13 protein-coding genes are annotated in these 17,529 nt (G+C 70.0%); 6 read left to right on the forward strand and 7 right to left on the reverse strand.

Features of this window, described 5'->3' with window-relative positions:
• Positions 1-75: 75 nt before the first annotated feature.
• A complete protein-coding gene (locus tag ACLIME_RS14575; RefSeq protein ID WP_411557350.1) occupies positions 76-3,549 on the forward strand; it encodes a bifunctional proline dehydrogenase/L-glutamate gamma-semialdehyde dehydrogenase in 3,474 nt (1,157 codons plus the stop codon).
• 193 nt (positions 3,550-3,742) lie between these two features.
• Here the strand turns inward: ACLIME_RS14575 and ACLIME_RS14580 are convergent, their stop codons facing one another.
• Positions 3,743-4,747 (reverse strand): aldo/keto reductase, encoded by a 1,005-nt coding sequence (locus tag ACLIME_RS14580; protein WP_411558799.1) that lies wholly within the window; start codon positions 4,745-4,747, stop codon positions 3,743-3,745.
• Between the two features lie 97 nt (positions 4,748-4,844).
• Between ACLIME_RS14580 and ACLIME_RS14585 the strand changes: the two genes are divergently transcribed.
• Both ACLIME_RS14585 and ACLIME_RS14590 read left to right on the forward strand, forming a co-directional pair.
• Positions 4,845-5,312 (forward strand): NUDIX domain-containing protein, encoded by a 468-nt coding sequence (locus tag ACLIME_RS14585; protein WP_197977354.1) that lies wholly within the window; start codon positions 4,845-4,847, stop codon positions 5,310-5,312.
• Between the two features lie 10 nt (positions 5,313-5,322).
• A complete protein-coding gene (locus ACLIME_RS14590; protein ID WP_411557351.1) occupies positions 5,323-6,423 on the forward strand; it encodes a hypothetical protein in 1,101 nt (366 codons plus the stop codon).
• Here ACLIME_RS14590 and ACLIME_RS14595 read toward each other — a convergent pair.
• Positions 6,420-7,568 (reverse strand): acyltransferase family protein, encoded by a 1,149-nt coding sequence (locus ACLIME_RS14595; RefSeq protein WP_411557352.1) that lies wholly within the window; start codon positions 7,566-7,568, stop codon positions 6,420-6,422. The two genes, ACLIME_RS14590 and ACLIME_RS14595, sit on opposite strands and share 4 nt — an antisense overlap.
• Before the next feature lie 89 nt (positions 7,569-7,657).
• Between ACLIME_RS14595 and ACLIME_RS14600 the strand changes: the two genes are divergently transcribed.
• Positions 7,658-9,421, forward strand: a complete 1,764-nt coding sequence (locus tag ACLIME_RS14600; RefSeq protein WP_411557353.1) for a NosD domain-containing protein — start codon at positions 7,658-7,660, stop codon at positions 9,419-9,421.
• A 57-nt stretch (positions 9,422-9,478) separates the two neighbouring features.
• Here the strand turns inward: ACLIME_RS14600 and ACLIME_RS14605 are convergent, their stop codons facing one another.
• From ACLIME_RS14605 to ACLIME_RS14615, 3 genes are all read right to left on the reverse strand, one after another.
• Positions 9,479-11,554, reverse strand: coding sequence for an ABC transporter ATP-binding protein (locus ACLIME_RS14605; RefSeq protein WP_411557354.1), 2,076 nt, complete (start codon positions 11,552-11,554; stop codon positions 9,479-9,481).
• Positions 11,555-11,556: 2 nt separating this feature from the next.
• A complete protein-coding gene (locus ACLIME_RS14610; protein WP_079704423.1) occupies positions 11,557-13,293 on the reverse strand; it encodes an ABC transporter ATP-binding protein in 1,737 nt (578 codons plus the stop codon).
• A 194-nt stretch (positions 13,294-13,487) separates the two neighbouring features.
• Positions 13,488-15,053 carry a molybdopterin-dependent oxidoreductase gene (locus ACLIME_RS14615; RefSeq protein WP_411557355.1) on the reverse strand — a complete coding sequence of 522 codons (1,566 nt, stop codon included), beginning with the start codon at positions 15,051-15,053 and terminating at the stop codon, positions 13,488-13,490.
• A gap of 90 nt (positions 15,054-15,143) precedes the next feature.
• On the opposite strand from ACLIME_RS14615, the gene moaA reads away from it, so the two are divergent.
• Together moaA and ACLIME_RS14625 are read left to right on the forward strand one after the other, a co-directional pair.
• Complete coding sequence (moaA, locus tag ACLIME_RS14620) at positions 15,144-16,211, forward strand: GTP 3',8-cyclase MoaA (protein ID WP_064293946.1); 1,068 nt, start codon at positions 15,144-15,146, stop codon at positions 16,209-16,211.
• Positions 16,204-16,461, forward strand: a complete 258-nt coding sequence (locus ACLIME_RS14625; RefSeq protein ID WP_079704425.1) for a MoaD/ThiS family protein — start codon at positions 16,204-16,206, stop codon at positions 16,459-16,461. The genes moaA and ACLIME_RS14625 overlap by 8 nt, the downstream gene beginning before the upstream one ends.
• On the opposite strand, the gene ACLIME_RS14630 is transcribed toward ACLIME_RS14625, so the two are convergent.
• Positions 16,458-16,925 (reverse strand): BLUF domain-containing protein, encoded by a 468-nt coding sequence (locus ACLIME_RS14630; protein WP_124767916.1) that lies wholly within the window; start codon positions 16,923-16,925, stop codon positions 16,458-16,460. The genes ACLIME_RS14625 and ACLIME_RS14630 overlap by 4 nt on opposite strands.
• A 37-nt stretch (positions 16,926-16,962) precedes the next feature.
• On the reverse strand, positions 16,963-17,505 hold the full coding sequence (locus tag ACLIME_RS14635; protein ID WP_124767917.1) for a hypothetical protein: 543 nt from the start codon (positions 17,503-17,505) through the stop codon (positions 16,963-16,965).
• Between the last annotated feature and the right edge of the window lie 24 nt (positions 17,506-17,529).

Raw genomic sequence — 17,529 nt, forward strand, 5'->3', positions numbered from 1 at the left:
CCATCGGCTCAACCGATGGATATCGTTCGAAAACCTTCGCTGTATCTTATTGGTCTCGACGCCGATACTGGCACCATGACCGACACTCTTGCACCGACGCAGCAGCTCGACCGCGACGCCCTCGCCACCGAGGCCATCGCCCTCGTCCGCCGCTGGCTCCAGACGGCCTCGACGATCCCCGCCGACGCCTCCGCGCAGCAGCTCGCCGGTGTGTTGAAGGATCCGACCGGCCTCGAGTTCACGGTCGGCTTCGTCGACGGCGTCGTGCGTCCGGAGGACCTCCGCGTCGCGGCCCGCACCCTGCAGACGATCGCCCCGAAGGTGCCCGCGTTCCTCCCCTGGTACTTGAAGGCCGCCGTCCGCTGCGGCGGTGCGTTCGCCCCGATCCTGCCCGGCGTCGTCATCCCGATCTCCCGCAAGGTGCTCCGCAACATGGTCGGCCACCTCGTCGTCGACGCCACTGACAAGAAGCTCGGCCCCGCGATCGCGAAGATCAAGACGCCCGGCACCCGGCTCAACGTCAACCTGCTCGGCGAGGCCGTCCTCGGTACGGGTGAGGCGGCACGTCGTCTCGAGGGCACCCACAAGCTGCTCGCGCGCCCCGACGTCGACTACGTCTCCATCAAGGTCTCCTCCACTGTGAGCCCCCACTCGGTCTGGGCGTTCGACGAAGCCGTCGAGCACGTCGTCACGAGCCTCACCCCGCTGTTCGAGCGTGCCGCCAAGGCCACACCTGCGAAGTTCATCAACCTCGACATGGAGGAGTACAAGGATCTCGACCTCACCATCGCGGTCTTCACCAAGCTCCTCGACCTCCCGCAGTTCCGCGATCTCGAGGCCGGCATCGTCTTGCAGGCCTACCTGCCCGACGCCCTGTCCGCGATGATCCGCCTGCAGGAGTGGTCGGCCGGGCGTCGTGCCGCGGGCGGTGCCGGCATCAAGGTGCGCATCGTCAAGGGTGCGAACCTCCCCATGGAGCAGGTCGAGTCGTCGCTCCACGACTGGCCGCTCGCCACCTGGTCGACCAAGCAGGACTCCGACACCAACTACAAGCGCGTCGTCGAGTACGCCCTGCACCCCGACCGCATCGACAACGTGCGCATCGGCGTCGCGGGCCACAACCTCTTCGACATCGCCTTCGCCTGGCTGCTCGCCAAGCAGCGTGGTGTTGAGCGTGGCGTCGAGTTCGAGATGCTGCTCGGTATGGCTCAGGGCCAGGCCGAGGCTGTGAAGCGCGACGTCGGCGAGCTGCTGCTCTACACGCCGGTCGTGCACCCGCAGGAGTTCGACGTCGCCATCGCGTACCTCATCCGCCGCCTGGAGGAGGGCGCGAGCCAGGACAACTTCATGTCCGCCGTGTTCGAGTTGAGCGAGAACGAGACCCTCTTCGCCCGTGAGGAGCAGCGGTTCCTCGCGTCGCTCGCGGAGCTGGACACCACCGTGCCCGCGCCGAACCGGCAGCAGGACCGAACGAAGCCTGCCGAGGCGTCCCCGGTCGACGCGTTCGAGAACACCCCCGACACCGACCCCTCGCTCCCCGCGAACCGGGTCTGGGGACGCGACATCCTCACCCGCGTCACCGAGTCGCGACTCGGGAACGACACCGTCGCCGCGTCCATCCTCGACAGCGTCGAAGCCCTCGACGCCGTCATCGACGGAGCGACCGCAGCGGGCGCCTCGTGGGGCTCGCTCTCCGGCGCCGAGCGTGCGGTCATCCTGCACCGCGCCGGCGACGTCCTCGAGCAGCGTCGTGCCGACCTCATGGAGGTCATGGCGTCGGAGACCGGGAAGACCCTCGACCAGTCCGACCCCGAGGTGTCCGAGGCGATCGACTTCGCCCACTACTACGCCGAGCGCGCCCGCGAGCTCGACCACGTGGACGGCGCGACCTTCACCCCCGCGAAGCTCACCGTCGTCACCCCGCCGTGGAACTTCCCCGTCGCCATCCCCGCCGGTTCGACCCTCGCGGCGCTCGCCGCCGGGTCGCCCGTCATCATCAAGCCCGCCCGTCAGGCTCGCCGAAGCGGCGCGGTCATGATCGAGGCGCTGTGGGAGGCCGGTGTGCCGCGCGAGGTGCTCCGCTTCGCGCAGCTGGCCGACAACTCGCTCGGAGAGCGCCTGATCGCCCACCCGGCGGTCGAGCGCGTCATCCTCACCGGCGGCTACGAGACGGCGGAGCTGTTCCGCTCCTTCCGTCCCGAACTGCCGCTCCTCGCAGAGACGTCCGGCAAGAACGCGATCATCGTCACCCCGAGCGCCGACCTCGACCTCGCGGTGAAGGACGTCGTCGCGTCGGCCTTCGGTCACGCCGGCCAGAAGTGCTCGGCCGCGTCGCTCGTGATCCTCGTCGGTTCCGTCGCATCCTCGCGCCGCTTCCGTCACCAGCTCGTCGACGCCGTCACGTCGCTCAAGGTCGGCTACCCGGTCGACCCGACCACGCAGATGGGTCCGATCATCGAGCCGGCGAAGGGCAAGCTGCTCAGCGGCCTGACGACCCTCGGCTCCGGCGAGTCGTGGCTGGTCGAGCCGAAGCAGCTCGACGACAGCGGCAAGCTGTGGAGCCCCGGCGTGCGTGCCGGCGTCGCCCGCGGCTCCGAGTACCACCTCACCGAGTACTTCGGTCCGATCCTCGGTGTCATGACGGCCGAGACCCTCGAGGAGGCCATCGCCATCCAGAACGAGATCGACTACGGACTCACCGCCGGGCTGCACTCCCTGAACCCGGCCGAGCTGCGCCTCTGGCTCGACGGCATCCAGGCCGGCAACCTGTACGTGAACCGCGGCATCACCGGCGCGATCGTGCAGCGTCAGCCGTTCGGCGGTTGGAAGAAGTCCGCGGTCGGCGCGGGGACGAAGGCCGGTGGCCCGAACTACCTCATCGGCCTCGGCTCGTGGGCGAGTGCCGAGAGCACGGCGGAGCGCACCGTCGGTCGGTCGGCGGAGCGCCGTGGCCCGAAGCCCGCTGTCGCCTCGGTGCTGCGTGCCGCTGACGCGGTGCTCACCCCCGACGAGTTCGCGTTCCTGCGTCGGTCGGTCGCGAGCGACGCAGCTGCGTGGGCCGACGAGTTCGGGGTCGCGAAGGACGTCTCGAAGCTGACCGCCGAGCGCAACGTGTTCCGGTACGTGCCGCGTGAGGTCCACGTGCGTCTCGTGGACGGCGGTTCGGTCGCGGAGCTCCTCCGTGTCGTCGCCGCCGGTGCGACCGCGGGCGCGACCGTGCACGTGTCGTCCGCCGTCGCGCTGCCGCCGAAGCTCGTGCCGGCCGTCGAGGCGATCACCGGGACGATCACCGTCGAGAGCGAGGACCGCTGGTACGTGACGGCGTCGTCGCTCGTCGGGACGAAGACCGGGGCTCGCGTCCGGATCATCGGTGGGACGACCGAGGGTGTCGCCCACGCGACCTCCGGGAGCCCCGACGTCGCGATCTACGCCGGCGACGTCACCGAGGCCGGCCGCATCGAGCTGCTGCCGTTCCTCCAGGAGCAGGCGGTCTCGATCACGGCGCACCGCTTCGGGACGCCGAACCACCTCTCGGACGACCTCATCTGACCCGACTCCGCGCGGTTCGCGACCCAGGAACGCCCCGGCGTGTCATCCCGACACACCGGGGCGTTCTGCGCGACGCGCCGACATCCTCCTGAGTTGTGAACCTGTCTCAGGAGAACTCCGGCGGTCGGGTGGGTGCGGGGGCGACGCGCCGGAGCTGTCCTGAGTTAGGTACGCGTGCGGAGACGAGGGTGGGCTAGCGGAGGGTGCCGTGGACGGCGAACTCGTCGATGCGGGCGAGTTCGGCGTCGTCGAAGTCCAGGCGGTGGATTGCCGCGTAGTTGCCCTCGAGCTGCTCGACCGAGCTGGCACCGATGATCGCCGACGTGACCGTGTCGCGACGCAGCACCCACGAGAGCGCCAGCTGCGCGAGCGTCTGGCCGCGTTCCTCGGCGATCGCCTGCAGGCCGCGGGCGCGTTGGAGGTAGGTGTCCGTGATCGACTCCTCGTTGAGGAAGTGGCTCGTCGCCGCACGCGAGTCCGACGGAACGGTCCCACCGAGGTAGCGGTCGGTCAGCATGCCCTGCGCGAGCGGGCTGAACACGACGGCACCGAGACCGAGGTCGTCGAGGGTGTTGAGCAGGCCGTCCTCGACCTCGCGGGAGAACATCGAGTAGCGCGGCTGGTGCACGAGCAGCGGGACGCCGTGCTCACGAAGCGCGGCCGCCGCGGCGATCGTCTGCTCGGGGGAGTAGTTCGAGATACCGGCGTACAGCGCCTTGCCCTGCTTGACCGCCGTCGCGAGCGCACCCATCGTCTCCTCGATCGGGGTCTCCGGGTCGGGCCGGTGCGAGTAGAAGACGTCGACGTACTCGACGCCGATACGGCCGAGGCTCTGGTCGAGCGAGGACAGCATGGTCTTGCGCGAGCCCCACTCGCCGTAGGGCCCCTGCCACATGGAGTAGCCGGCCTTCGAGGTGATGATGATCTCGTCACGGTGGGCGGCGAGGTCCTCGGCGAAGATGCGGCCGAAGGCGGTCTCGGCGGAACCCGCGGGTGGGCCGTAGTTGTTGGCGAGGTCGAAGTGGGTGATCCCGAGGTCGAAGGCGCGGCGCACGATGGCCCGCTGGACCTCGATGCTGCGGCCTTCGCCGAAGTTGTGCCAGAGACCGAGGGACAGCGCGGGGAGGCGCAGTCCGCTGCGGCCGACGCGGCGGTAGGTCATGTCGTCGTAACGGGTTTCGGCTGCTTCGTAGGGCATGGTCTGCGCTTTCATCATCGAATCGTCGTGGTGCCGGGAGCAAGCGTACCGTGATCGTTCACGGTCGAGTCGGTGCGGCGTCGAGTAGCGTGAGCACGTGTCGTCAACCGCGCTTCCGCCCGCTGAAGAGCCCGTGTCGCAGCCGCGCTCCGGGTGCGGCGTCGCGATCGTCCGCGAGGGTCGGATCCTCCTACTCGAGCGCCTGCGCGAGCCCGAGGCCGGATCCTGGGGCATCCCCGGCGGGAAGGTCGACTGGATGGAACGCCTCGAGCACGCCGTCCGTCGCGAGGCCCTGGAGGAGACCGGGCTCGAGCTCGGCTCGATCGAGCTGTTGTGCGTCGTCGACCACTTCGAGGAGGCGCTGCAGCAGCACTGGATCTCGCCGGTGTACCTCGCGGAGGACACCGTCGGCGAGCCTGAACTCCGAGAGCCGGAGAAGCATGGCGGCCTCCGGTGGTTCCCGCTCGAGGTGTTGCCGGAACGGGTGACCGTGTCCACGGTGGCGGCGGTCGAAGCGATCGCGCGGTCTCGCGGATCCAGACGCCCGGACGGCGCCGACTCGTAGACTCGGGCGCGTGACCGATCACCCGTCGTCCGACGCCCGCAACGACTTCGTCACCTTCGACGCGCTCCGAGCGGAGGCCGTCGAGCAGCCGGTCCGACGTGGAGCGGGCGCATGGGGCTTCTTCGGCACGGTCGCGATCGTGATCGGCGCCCTGCTGATCCCGGTCGCCCTCGTCAGCACCTGGGCGGACACGATGCTCCGCGACACCGATGCGTTCGTCGACACCCTCGCCCCATTGGCCACGGAACCCGCCGTCCAAGCCTTCGTGGGGGACCAGGCGCTCGCCGCGCTGGAGAGTCAGGTCGACCTCGATGCGGCGGCTGCAGTACCGGCCGACCTCGCGGCGACCCTCTCGCTCCCGCCGGCGATCTCGGAGGTGCTCGGCGCGATCGGTGGCGACACCGCGGATGCGCTGCGCGAGGTCCTGCGCCGGAACGTCGCCGAGTTCGCGGCCTCGCCCGCGTTCGCGACCGCCTGGACCGAAGCCCTCCGCGTCACGCATGAGCAGCTCGTCGCGGGCGTCTCCGGTTCCCAGGGAGCGGTCATCGACGTCTCGGCCGAGCAGGGCCTGGGCGTGCAGTTGGGTCCGATCGTCTCCGCGACCCGCACGTGGCTGGTCGACGCGGGGTTCGGCTTCGCGGCCGTCATCCCGGACGTCGACCGCGTGGTCGACGTCGTCCCGGCATCGCAGGTCGCGCCGGTACTCAGTGGAATCCAGGTGATCGAGACGGCGGCGGGTTGGTCGCCCTGGCTCGCAATCGGGCTCCTCGCACTCGGGGTGATCCTGCTCTGGCTGGGGCGCCGCAACCCGAGCCGGACCGTGGCCGGAGCCGCGATCGGCGTCCTGCTCGCTGCGGGCCTGACGCTCATCCTGCTCGGCGCTGCCCGGCTCGCCCTCGTGTTCGCGGTGTCGGTCGCGATCCCCGGCGGCGTCGGAGACGCGGCGGCGTCGCTGCTGCTGGGCCCGCCCACTGATGCCGCCTGGTCCGTGCTCTGGGTGTCGCTCGCCGTGGCGGTGCTCGCCTTCGTCAGCGCCGCGTTGCGGCTCCCCGAGCGCATCGCGCAGGGCGTTCGGTCGGCGCGGGGTCCGCTGTCGGGCACGAACGCCTAAGCGCCGGTCGCCGATCCGTCGGCGTGGACGGCCCGGCTCGTGCGCGGTGCGGCGAGTCTCCGATGCCACGGCACCTCCACGAGCGTGTGGAGCAGCCACGACGCGGCGAGGATCGAGCCGAACCAGGCCAGGATGATCGGAGCACGGAGGAGGAGCGGTAGCTCGCCGACGGCGCTCGGCGTGATCGCCTTCGCCAGCAGGACGAGCACGAAGACGTGCACGAGGTACGTGGAGAACGAGAGCTGCCCCAGGAAGCGCGCGGGGCGGCTGCGCAGCCCCGCGGTGGAGCGCGGACTCGCGACCGCCAGGCCTCCGACGACGATCCCCGCGAAGGTGATCGCGGCCCAGGCTCGTGGTGCTCCCGGTTCGAGTGTGATCGCCGCCACCACGAGGCCGGCGGCGCCTCCCGCAGCGACCCACGCCGCTCGTCGGGTGGCGGGGAGGGCCGCCGTCCACTCCGCCAGACAGATGCCGAGCGCGAAACAGCACAGCACACGGACGGCCGGGGTCGCCATACCGTTCATGGCCGACGGGGCGAGGGCGGCGGCGATCGTCGTCGCGCTGACGAGCACGATCGACAGGGTGACCACCGGGACCGGGCCGCGCACCCGGCCGCGGAAGGCGAGGGCGATCGCCGGGAACAGGATGAACGCGAGGAACTGGGCCGACAGCGACCAGGCGGGTGGGTTCCACCACAGTGCGTCGCCGAACCACGCGCGGGTGAGCGTGAGTTCGGCGAGGAGGCCGATGGGCGGGAACGCCCCGTCGTCCGTTGGGACACCGACCATCGCCCCGCCGACGCAGAGCAGTGCGAAGGCGAGGAGCACGGCCACGTGTGCCGGGTAGAGGCGCGCCACGCGGTTCCGGAGGAAGCGACCGTAGGCGGGCCAGGTCCAGCGTCGATCCAGGTGGGCCCGGGCGATCGTGTACCCGCTCAGGACGAAGAAGACGTCCACGGCGAGTCCGGTGTGGGCCATCGGCGCGAGCCACGAGAGCTCGGGGAGGACGGAGAACAGCCAGTCCGCGGAGTGTGAGAACACCACCCACCAGGCGGCGGTGGCGCGGGCTCCGGCGAAGGCGGTGTGGTCGACGCGGGGTGCCGGTCGGCGGCCCGGCCCGGTCGCGCGGTTCTCCGGTGACGGCATGGTGCTCCTGAATGATCGGACGGCGGTGATCACGCCGCACGCCAACTCTAGGATGCTTCTGCGCCTCATGCTTCTGTACTGTGTGGATTGTGGACAAGACATCATGGCGCGACGGAACAGCCCGGGGGCGGGGGACCGGAGCGGAACCCGAACCGATCCCGGAACCTGAACCGACGGCCCTCGATCCCGATCCCGAACCCGAGGCCCCGTCGTCACCACCCGACCCCGACCCCGCACGATCGGCACCGAGCGGGAGCGCGGACACCCAGGCCGCCCCGCCCGTCGAACTCGTGCTCGAGGGTCCCGGGATCGATCCGACCGGTGCCTCCGTCAGCACCGCCGCGGTCCTCGCCTGGTTCGCGGCCGTTCCGGTCGGCAGCACCGTGATCGTCCGCGGCGGCGACGTCATCGCTGTGGACGCGACGATCAGGATCGACCGTCGAGTCCATCTCCGCGGGCGCGGCGAGCTGCGGTTCGTCGGAGGTGTCGAGGCGGCCCCGGCGCTGAAACTCATCGTGTCGGGCAGCTCGGTGACCGGTGTCCGGGTCAGCTACGCGGGCCCGCCGGCATCGAGCACGGGTGAGCGCAACACCGGGATCAGCATCTGGGCGAGCGACGTCCTGATCGACGGCGTCACCGTCGACGGGTTCCAGAACGGCATCGCCGTGCAACCGTCAGGCGAGTTCGAGGGCGTCGTCATCTCCGCGTGCCATGTCCTGAACGTCGTCGGCTCGGGCGGAGGGCGAGGCTCCGCCTCGTCCGCGGGGGAGGACCGCGGCGACGGCATCACCGTCTGGGGTGCGCGTTCGGCGGTCATCGGTAACATCGTCTCGGCTGCCCCCGGCACCGACGCACGGGTCGGCATCCACGCGGAGAACCTGCCCGACTACGCGGTCGATCCCGGGTCCTGGGCCGATTCGATGGTCACGATCGAGGGCAACGTCGTCACCGGGCCGTTCCGCCGATCCATCGCCGTGGAAGGCATGGCCCACACCGTCGTGACCGGCAACACCGTGTCCGACGCGACCTGGTGGGGACTCGCCGTCATCGACACCCGATCGGTCGCCCTGGTCGCGAACACGGTGCGCTGGACGCGGACGGCCGACGACGACCAGGGGTCGGCCTGGGGGCCGAAGCGCTGCCCGGTCATGATCTACCGCGACGCGCAGGGAACCGTGGTCTCCGGGAACGTCATCGAGATCCGCGGCGTCGCGGCCGCGGGCATCATGGCCCAGGCGGCGACACCGCCCCGCGGTTCGACCACCGTCATCGGCGCCGTCGACGCGCTCATCACCGACAACGTGGTCCGCATCGCCGCCGGTACCTGCCCGATCGGGATCGCGCTCGATCGGACCAGGCAACCCGTCGTCTCCGGCAACCGCGTCGCCGTCACGCTCGCATCCGGCTCGGTGGGCGGTGTCGTGTCGTACCTCGCCGAGGATGCGGTGGTCTCCGACAACTCCATCACCGGGGCGGCGACCTCCAACGGGTTCGGGGTGCTCCACCAGGGTGCCGGCTCGATCGTGGTCATGGGGAACCGCATCGACCGCATCCGCGTCGCGGTCGCCGTGAGCAACTGCACCGGTGGCGCGACGATCATCGGCAACACCGCGCGCGAGTGCGAGTACGGCCTCGACACCTTCGGCACGACCGGGCATTCGGTGGTGCAGGGCAACCGCTGGGAGTCGAGCAACACGGCGCACGCGAACGCGCAGCCGAACACGAGCTACCTCTCCACGCGGCACATGGGGCTCGCGCGGCCGTACGGCGGCCGCTCCGGCGACATCCTCGTCGGGAACGGACGACTGTGGGTGAACGATCAGGGCACCTGGCGGTCGACCACCCTCAGCTGAACCGACGGGCGGGCGCCCGGGAATCGAGCGCCCGCCCGTCGTGGCGTCGGTGTCGGATCAGCTGCGCGGTGCGTGCGCCGTATCGGACCCGCTGGCGACGGCTGCCTCGTCGATCGCCGACTGCTCCTCGCCACCGCGGAACTGCGTGCGGTAGAGCTCGGCGTACGCGCCGTCGACCTCGAGGAGCTGCGCGTGCGAGCCCTGCTCCACGATCCGGCCGTTCTCCATCACGAGGATCGTGTCCGCGTCGCGGATGGTCGACAAGCGGTGGGCGATGACGAACGAGGTGCGGTCGGACCGCAGCGCCGCCATCGCGTGCTGCACCAGCAGCTCGGTCCGCGTGTCGACGGAGGACGTCGCCTCGTCGAGGATGAGCAGCTTCGGCTTCGCGATGAACGCGCGGGCGATCGTGATGAGCTGGCGCTCACCGGCCGAGACGCTGCCGCCGTCCGCGTCGAGGACGGTGTCGTACCCGTCGGGCAGCTGCCGCACGAAGCGGTCGACCATCGTCGCCTCAGCGGCCTCGACGACCTCCGCGTCGCTCGCGTCGAGTCGGCCGTATCGGATGTTCTCGCGGATCGTCCCCTCGAACAGCCAGGCGTCCTGCAGCACCATCCCGACCTGCGACCGCAGCTCGGCACGCGTCAGCGCCGTGACGTCGACCCCGTCGAGGAGGATGCGCCCGCCGGTGAGCTCGTAGAACCGCATGACGAGGTTCACGAGGGTCGTCTTCCCGGCCCCGGTCGGGCCGACGATCGCGACGGTCTGACCCGGCTGCGCGGAGAAGGAGAGGTCCTCGATGAGTGGCTTCTCGGGGTCGTAGCTGAAGGAGACGCCGTCGAACTCGACGTGGCCGTCGGTGTGCTCGGGCAGGTGCGCCGTCGCCGTCTCCGGGTCCTGCTCCTCGGCGTCGAGCAGCTCGAAGGTGCGCTCGGCGGACGCGACACCCGACTGCAACTGGTTGGCCATGCCCGCGATCTGGCCGAGCGGCTGCGAGAACTCGCGGGAGTACTGGATGAACGCCGTCGCGTCGCCGAGGGTCATCTGCCCGGAGGCGACCCGGAGGCCGCCCACGACGGCGATGAGCACGTAGGACAGATAGGAGACGAAGGTCATCGCCGGCATGATCATGCCGGACACGAACTGCGCGCCGAACGCCGCCGTGTAGAGCTTCTCGTTCCGCTCGTCGAACTCGGCGAGCATCTCCTTGTCGCGACCGAAGACCCGCACCAGCTCGAGGCCCGAGAACGACTCCTCGATGTGCCCGTTGAGCGAGCCGGTGTTCTTCCACTGCGCGGTGAAGAGCTTCTGCGAGCGGGAGCCGATGACCCCGGCGATCAGCGCGGACAGCGGCAACGCGATCAGCGCGATGAGTGCGAGCTGCCACGACACGATGAACATCATCGCCGTGATGCCGAGCACCGTGAGGGCGGACTGCACGAGTTGTGAGAACGCCTGCTGGAGGGCGGTCTGGATGTTGTCGACGTCGTTCGTGACCCGGGACATGAGGTCGCCGCGCTGGCGGGTGTCGAAGTAGCTGAGTGGGAGGCGGTTGAGCTTCCGTTCGATGTCCTGGCGCAGGTTGTAGACCACGCGCATGACGAGTCCGTTGAGGATGTAGCCCTGCGCCCAGTTGAGGATCGACGCGACGATGTACATGGCGAGCACGATGATGATCAGGCGGCCGAGCAGGGTGAAGTCGATGCCCTGGCCGGGCGTGATGTCGGACTTCACGAGCATGTCGGCGTACTGGTCGTTGCCGGACGCGCGTGCTTCGTCGACGATCCGGTCGAGCGGGACGCCCGCCGGGAGTTGCGAGCCGATGACGCCGTTGAAGATCGCGTCCATCGCGAGCCCGAGGATCTTCGGGGCGATGACCGTGAGGACGACGGAGAGCACGACGAGCCCGACGACGAGGCTCATCTTCACCTTCTCGGGTGCGAGCAGACCGACGAGCCGCTTGGCGGACGGCCAGAACTGCTCGGCCTTCTTCGAGGGCGTGCCGCCGAACATGTCGCCGTCGGACTCTCCCGGGGTGAACTCCGGCTCGAGGACGTCTGCCTCGATCGCGTTCAGCTCGGGAGCCTGGGCGGTGTCCTTCGAGGTGCGCTTGTCACGTGGTGAACGGGCCATGGTCACGCCACCCCTTCCACAGCGAGCTGCGATTGGACGATCTCGCGATACGTCTCGTTGGATTCCAGGAGTTCGTCGTGGGTGCCGCGGCCGACGATGCCGCCGTCGTTCATGACGATGATGTGGTCGGCCTCGCGGATCGTCGCGATGCGCTGCGCGACGATGATGACGGTCGCGTCGGCGGTGCTGTCGCCGAGGGCTGCCCGGAGTCGGGCGTCGGTGGCGACGTCGAGGGCCGAGAACGAGTCGTCGAAGAGGTAGACCAGGGGCTTCGCGACGAGGGCCCTGGCGATGCACAGGCGCTGACGCTGGCCGCCGGACACGTTCGTGCCACCCTGGGCGACGCCGTCGTTCAGCATCTTCGGCTTCGCGCGGACGAAGTCCTCAGCCTGCGCGACGTCGAGGGCGCTCCACAGCTCGTCGTCGGTGGCGTCGGGACGTCCGAACCGGAGGTTCGAGGCGATCGTGCCCGAGAACAGGTACGGCTTCTGCGGCACGATCCCGACGACCCCGGCGATCTGCTGCCGGGTGAGCTGCGAGACGGGGACGCCGTCGATGGTGACGTGGCCCTGCTGCGGGTCGTAGAGGCGCGGGATGAGCGAGAGGAGCGTCGTCTTGCCGGAGCCGGTCGAGCCGACGATCGCGGTGGTCTTGCCGGGCTCCGCCGTGAACGTCACGTCCGACAGGACCGGTCGCTCCGCACCGGGGTATCCGAAGGTGACGCCGGTGAACTCGACGCGACCGACCGACGGCACGCGGATGTCGGTGCTGGTCGGCACCGTGAGGCTCGGCTCGGTGTCGAGGACGCTCTGGATGCGTTCGGCGCACACGACCGCGCGAGGGATCATCATGACCATGAAGACGCCCATCATCACCGAGGTGAGGATCTGGAGCAGGTACTGGAGGAACGCGGTGAGGGAACCGACCTGCATCTGTCCGGCGTCCACCCGCTGACCGCCGAACCAGAGGACGGCGGCGGTCGCGAGGTGCAGGACCATCATGATGACGGGGAACATGAGGACGAAGATGTTGCCGACCTTGATCGAGACGCGCGTGAGCGCCTCGTTCGCACGGTTGTAGCGCTCCGACTCGAACGGCTCGCGGACGAAGGCGCGTACGACGCGGATGCCGATGATCTGCTCGCGCAGCACGCTGTTGATGCCGTCGATGCGGTCCTGCATCTGCCGGAACAGCGGCATGAGCAGGTAGACCAGGAACCCGACGATGATGAAGAGCACCGGCACGGACACCCACACCAGCCAGGACAGCCCCGCGTCCTCACGGAGGGCCATGATGATGCCGCCGACGCACATGATCGGTGCGGACACCATGAAGTTGAGGGTCATGAGGATCAGCATCTGGACCTGCTGGACGTCGTTCGTGCCGCGCGTGATGAGCGTCGCGCTGCCGAAGCCGCCGATCTCGAGGGCGCCGAGCGAGTCGACCTTCCGGTAGAACTCCCGGCGCAGGTCGCGGCCGATGGCCATGGCGGTGCGGGCGCCGAAGTAGACCCCGCCGATGGCTGCGGCCACCTGGACGAGGCAGACGAGCAGCATCGTCATGCCGGTGGACCAGATGAAGTCCGTGTCGCCCCGGGAGACGCCCTGGTCGATGATCTGGGCGTTCAGGCTGGGGAGGTAGAGGGCCGCGATCGTCGAGACGAGCTGCAGCACGAACACCGCGACCACCCAGGCCGCGTACGGCTTGGCGTGTCGGAGGGCGAGGGCGAGGAGGGCCACGTGAGGTCCTTAGACGGTTCGTGTCCGGCGCGGGGCATCGCGCGGACGGGTGACGAGGTGGAGCGGGCCTGGCGCGAGACCAGTGCTCCGGTCGGCGGCGCAGCCGGACAGGAGCGTGAGGGACGTGCCCGAGTGACGATACTCCGCACCGGTGACACGGTGGTGTCCCGGTTCGGAATCGTGATGATCCCGGGTCAGTCGACGCCGACGGAGATGGTGTGCCAGCCCTCCGCGCCGTCGGGGACGACGTCGACGGGGGTCTCGCTCTGCGTCTTGCCCGCGGCGTCGGTCGCGCGGACGGCGATGGTGTGGTCGCCGGCCGGGGCGTCCCACTGGAGGACCCACTGCACCCAGGTGTCGTCGGAGATGGCGGTCGCGAGCGTCGTGTCGAGCCAGTCGCCGTCGTCGATCCGGACCTGGACCCGGTTCACGCCCGTGTGCTGCGCCCAGGCGACGCCGGCGATCGCGACGTTCCCCGCCGCGACACGTCCACCATTGCGCGGTACGTCGATGCGCGACTCCGTCTTGATGGGCCCGCGCTCCGACCAGCCGCGGTCGGTCCAGTAGGCCCGGGCGTCCGCGTAGCGGGTCACCTCCAGCTCGACGACCCACTTCGTGGCGGAGACGTAGCCGTACAGGCCCGGGACGACCATGCGCACCGGGAAGCCGTGCTGCAGCGGGAGCGGTTGCCCGTTCATCCCGACGGCGAGGAGGCTGTCGCGACCATCGTCCTGCAACACCTCGAGCGGAGTGCCGGCGGTGAACCCGTCGATGCTCCGCGACAGGACCATGTCGGCTCCGGCCTTGGGCTTCGCGCGGGCGAGCAACTCGCGGATCGGGTACCCGAGCCAGAGCGCGTTGCCGATGAGGTCGCCGCCGACGGGGTTCGAGACGCAGGTCAGCGTGATGATCGACTCCTGGAGCGGGAGGGCGAGGAGTTCCTCGAACCCGATCTCGACCTCCTGCTCGACCATGCCGGTGATCTTGAGGCTCCAGGTCGAGGGGTCGATGTTCGGCACCTGGAGGGCCGTGTCGATCCGGTAGAAGGAGTCGTTCGCCGACACGACCGGGGTGAGTCCGTCGATACCGAGTTCGGCTCCGGCGGGGACCGGCGGTGCGGCGACGGCGGCCGTCGGGAGCTTGAGCGCCTTCCGGATGGTCTCCACGGCGACCGCTCCGGCCGAGGCGACGCGCGCGCCGACGCCGACGACGAGTGCGCCGACCGCGGTGCCGCCGAGCAGGACGAGGAAGGAGCGCCGGGGGAGTTCGGCCCGGGAGGCGCCGACGACCGGCCGGGCTTCATCCGCGACCGTCGCGTCGTCCCAGGTGCGGAGCCGGGTGACGAGCAGTCGCAGGACGAGGATGCCGACCGCGGTACCGACGACGCTCGGGAACGCCCAGTCGAGGCCCGCGTCCGCGCGGGTGATCGCTGCGACGACCGCGACGACACCGACGAGCGCGAGCGCGATGCTGCCGACCACCGGGCGACGCTCCTCGAGGATCCCGATCCCGACGGCGAGGGCCGCGACCAGGACGCCGAGCACGATGAGCAGCACGAGCTTGTCGTTAGTGCCGAACAGGGCGATGACGAGGTCCTTCACCCAGCCGGGCACGAGGTCGATCACGAGGGAACCCACGGCGAGCAGTGGCGAGCTCGCGGGGGCGACGAAGGCTGCGACGGCCTCGGCCGAGCCGAGGGTGGCGACGGCTGCGACGACGCCGGACGCACCGGCGAGCAGGGTGCGGCGGCGGGGCTCCATGTCCGTCATGCTACGCGCGCCCGCTGGGCGTTCCTCCCCGAAGCGGCTCTAGAGGGGCAAGTCGGCCGTCCATCCCCGTACTCTGGGGGGATGACCACAGTCGGGCTCGGAATCCCACGCATCGGGTCGCCGCTCAGGCACATCCCGGACGCTGCCGGGCGCCCCGACGTCGACGGCCTCATCGACCGCTTCGGCAGGGTCGCCCGCGACCTCCGGGTGTCGATCACGGAGAAGTGCTCGCTGCGCTGCACGTACTGCATGCCCGAGCAGGGTCTCCCCGCGATCGCCCGCGACGACCTGCTGACGCCCACCGAGATCGGTCGCCTCGTCGAGATCGCCGTCCGCGACCTCGGGGTGCACGACATCCGCTTCACGGGTGGCGAGCCGCTCATGCGCCCCGACCTCGCGGAGATCATCGCCCGCAGCTCCGCGGTCGCCGGCGACGCCTCGATCTCCATGACGACGAACGGCATCGGACTCGACAAGCGCGTCGACGAGCTCGTGGCCGCCGGGCTCACCCGCGTGAACATCTCCCTCGACACCGTCGACCGCGACCACTTCGCGCGACTCACGCGTCGCGACCGACTCCCCGCCGTCCTGGCCGGCATCGAGGCCGCCAAGCGCGCCGGGCTGACGCCGCTCAAGATCAACGCCGTCCTCATGCGCGACACGCTCGACGGCGCGGTCGCCCTGCTCTCCTGGGCGATCGAGAACGGTTGCCGCCTCCGCTTCATCGAGCAGATGCCGCTCGACGCCGACGAGGCGTGGGTGCGGGAGAACATGGTCGACGCGGCCGAGTTGCTCGACGTCCTCGGCTCCCGCTTCACGCTCACTGCCCCGCATCGCGAGGACCCCTCCGCTCCCGCAGAGGAGTGGCTCGTCGACGGCGGCCCGGCCACGGTCGGCATCATCGCCTCGGTCACGCGCTCGTTCTGCGACGACTGCGACCGCACGCGTCTCACCGCCGAGGGGACGATCCGCTCCTGCCTCTTCGGCGACGACGAGACCGACCTTCGGGGCATGTTGCGTTCGGGCGTCGAGGACGTCGAGATCGCGGATCGCTGGCGCGCGGCGATGTGGCACAAGCAGGCCGGGCACCGCATCGCGTCACCCGACTTCGTCCGTCCCGAGCGGAGCATGGGAGCGATCGGTGGCTGAGACGACGACCCTGCAGGTGCTCGTGCGCTACTTCGCCGCTGCCGAGGAGGCCGCCGGCGTCCCCGAGGAGTCCTTGCCGGCGGTCGCGACGGTCGGCGAGCTGAAGTCGGTGCTGCTCGAGCGCTACGGCGACGCGATGGCGAAGGTCCTCGCGTCAGGCTCGTTCCTGGTCGACGGCGTCGTCAGTCGCGACGACACCCGTCCGCTCGGCGCCCGGGTCGACGTCCTCCCACCCTTCGCCGGCGGCTAGGACGGGGACGTCGCTGAGCGACCACGCTCGGCGAGGGCGCGGGTCGCGCGGTGTTGGAACCATCGCAGGAGGTCCAGGATGCGATGGCGCCGTGCATCCGATTCGTCCTCGTGCGACGCGCGGTAGCCGGGGACCGAATCAGCCGGGTAGTCGTCGAGGTTCTCGCAGCGCATGGTCCAGTCCGGGAACCGCCGGTAGTCGATCTCCTCTTCGACCAGGACCCGCAGCTCGCTGTGTCGGGTGTCCTCGCGCAACCGCTGCAGCACGTGGCGCACGGCCGTAGGAGGCCCTTCGATCACCTGGAAGAAGTCGTCGCCGCGCACGGCGAGCATGCCGGTGAGGCCGGAGCGTCCGTTGTTGTCGCGGGACTGCCGGAGGATCGCTTCGAGGGCGGTCTGGGTCAGCGGCGCAGCGGAGGTGCTCACGTAGGTCAGGGAGAGGAACGCGGATTCGGGCTGCGTCATACTCCGTGACCTTACACGTCAGGTGTCGGATAGGGGCTCATCGCGAAGCCTGCCAAGCGCGACGGGCCACCCCGGCCGACCGGAACATCAGGATGAGCGAGCAGATCGCTCCGACGACGGTCGCCAGGAACGCCACGAGCGCGAGCATCTGGAGCAGTTCACCGATCGATGACGACCGGCCGACGTACGGCGGGATCTCGTCGGACACGGTGTTCCCGACGCCGAAGCCGGCGACGAACATGGCCAGGAGACCGAGCCAGACGAGCATCGAACCGAGTGTCGCGACGTGGACCCAGTGTGTGCCGAGCCGGCCGCGCCATCCGAAGTGGGTGAACACCAGAATGGCTGTGAGGCCGAGCAGGAACGCGATCGCGACACCGACGAGGCCGACGGCCAGGGTGGTGGGCGTGAACACCCCGTAGATCGCCTCGATGCCGTAGGAGTCGTCCGTCATCGCGAGCGGCGCCCAGATGAGTTCCTCGATGGGAGCCAGCACCAGCATCACCGTCGCGGCGACCGCCCAGACGACGACGGCGATGCGCTGAGCGCGGAGGTCACGGCGTGCATCGGTCGTCTGCATGGACTCCACGCTAGGCGCTCGGCG

The organism is Plantibacter sp. MPB07 (genome assembly GCF_046619465.1).
Taxonomy (GTDB): domain Bacteria; phylum Actinomycetota; class Actinomycetes; order Actinomycetales; family Microbacteriaceae; genus Plantibacter; species Plantibacter auratus.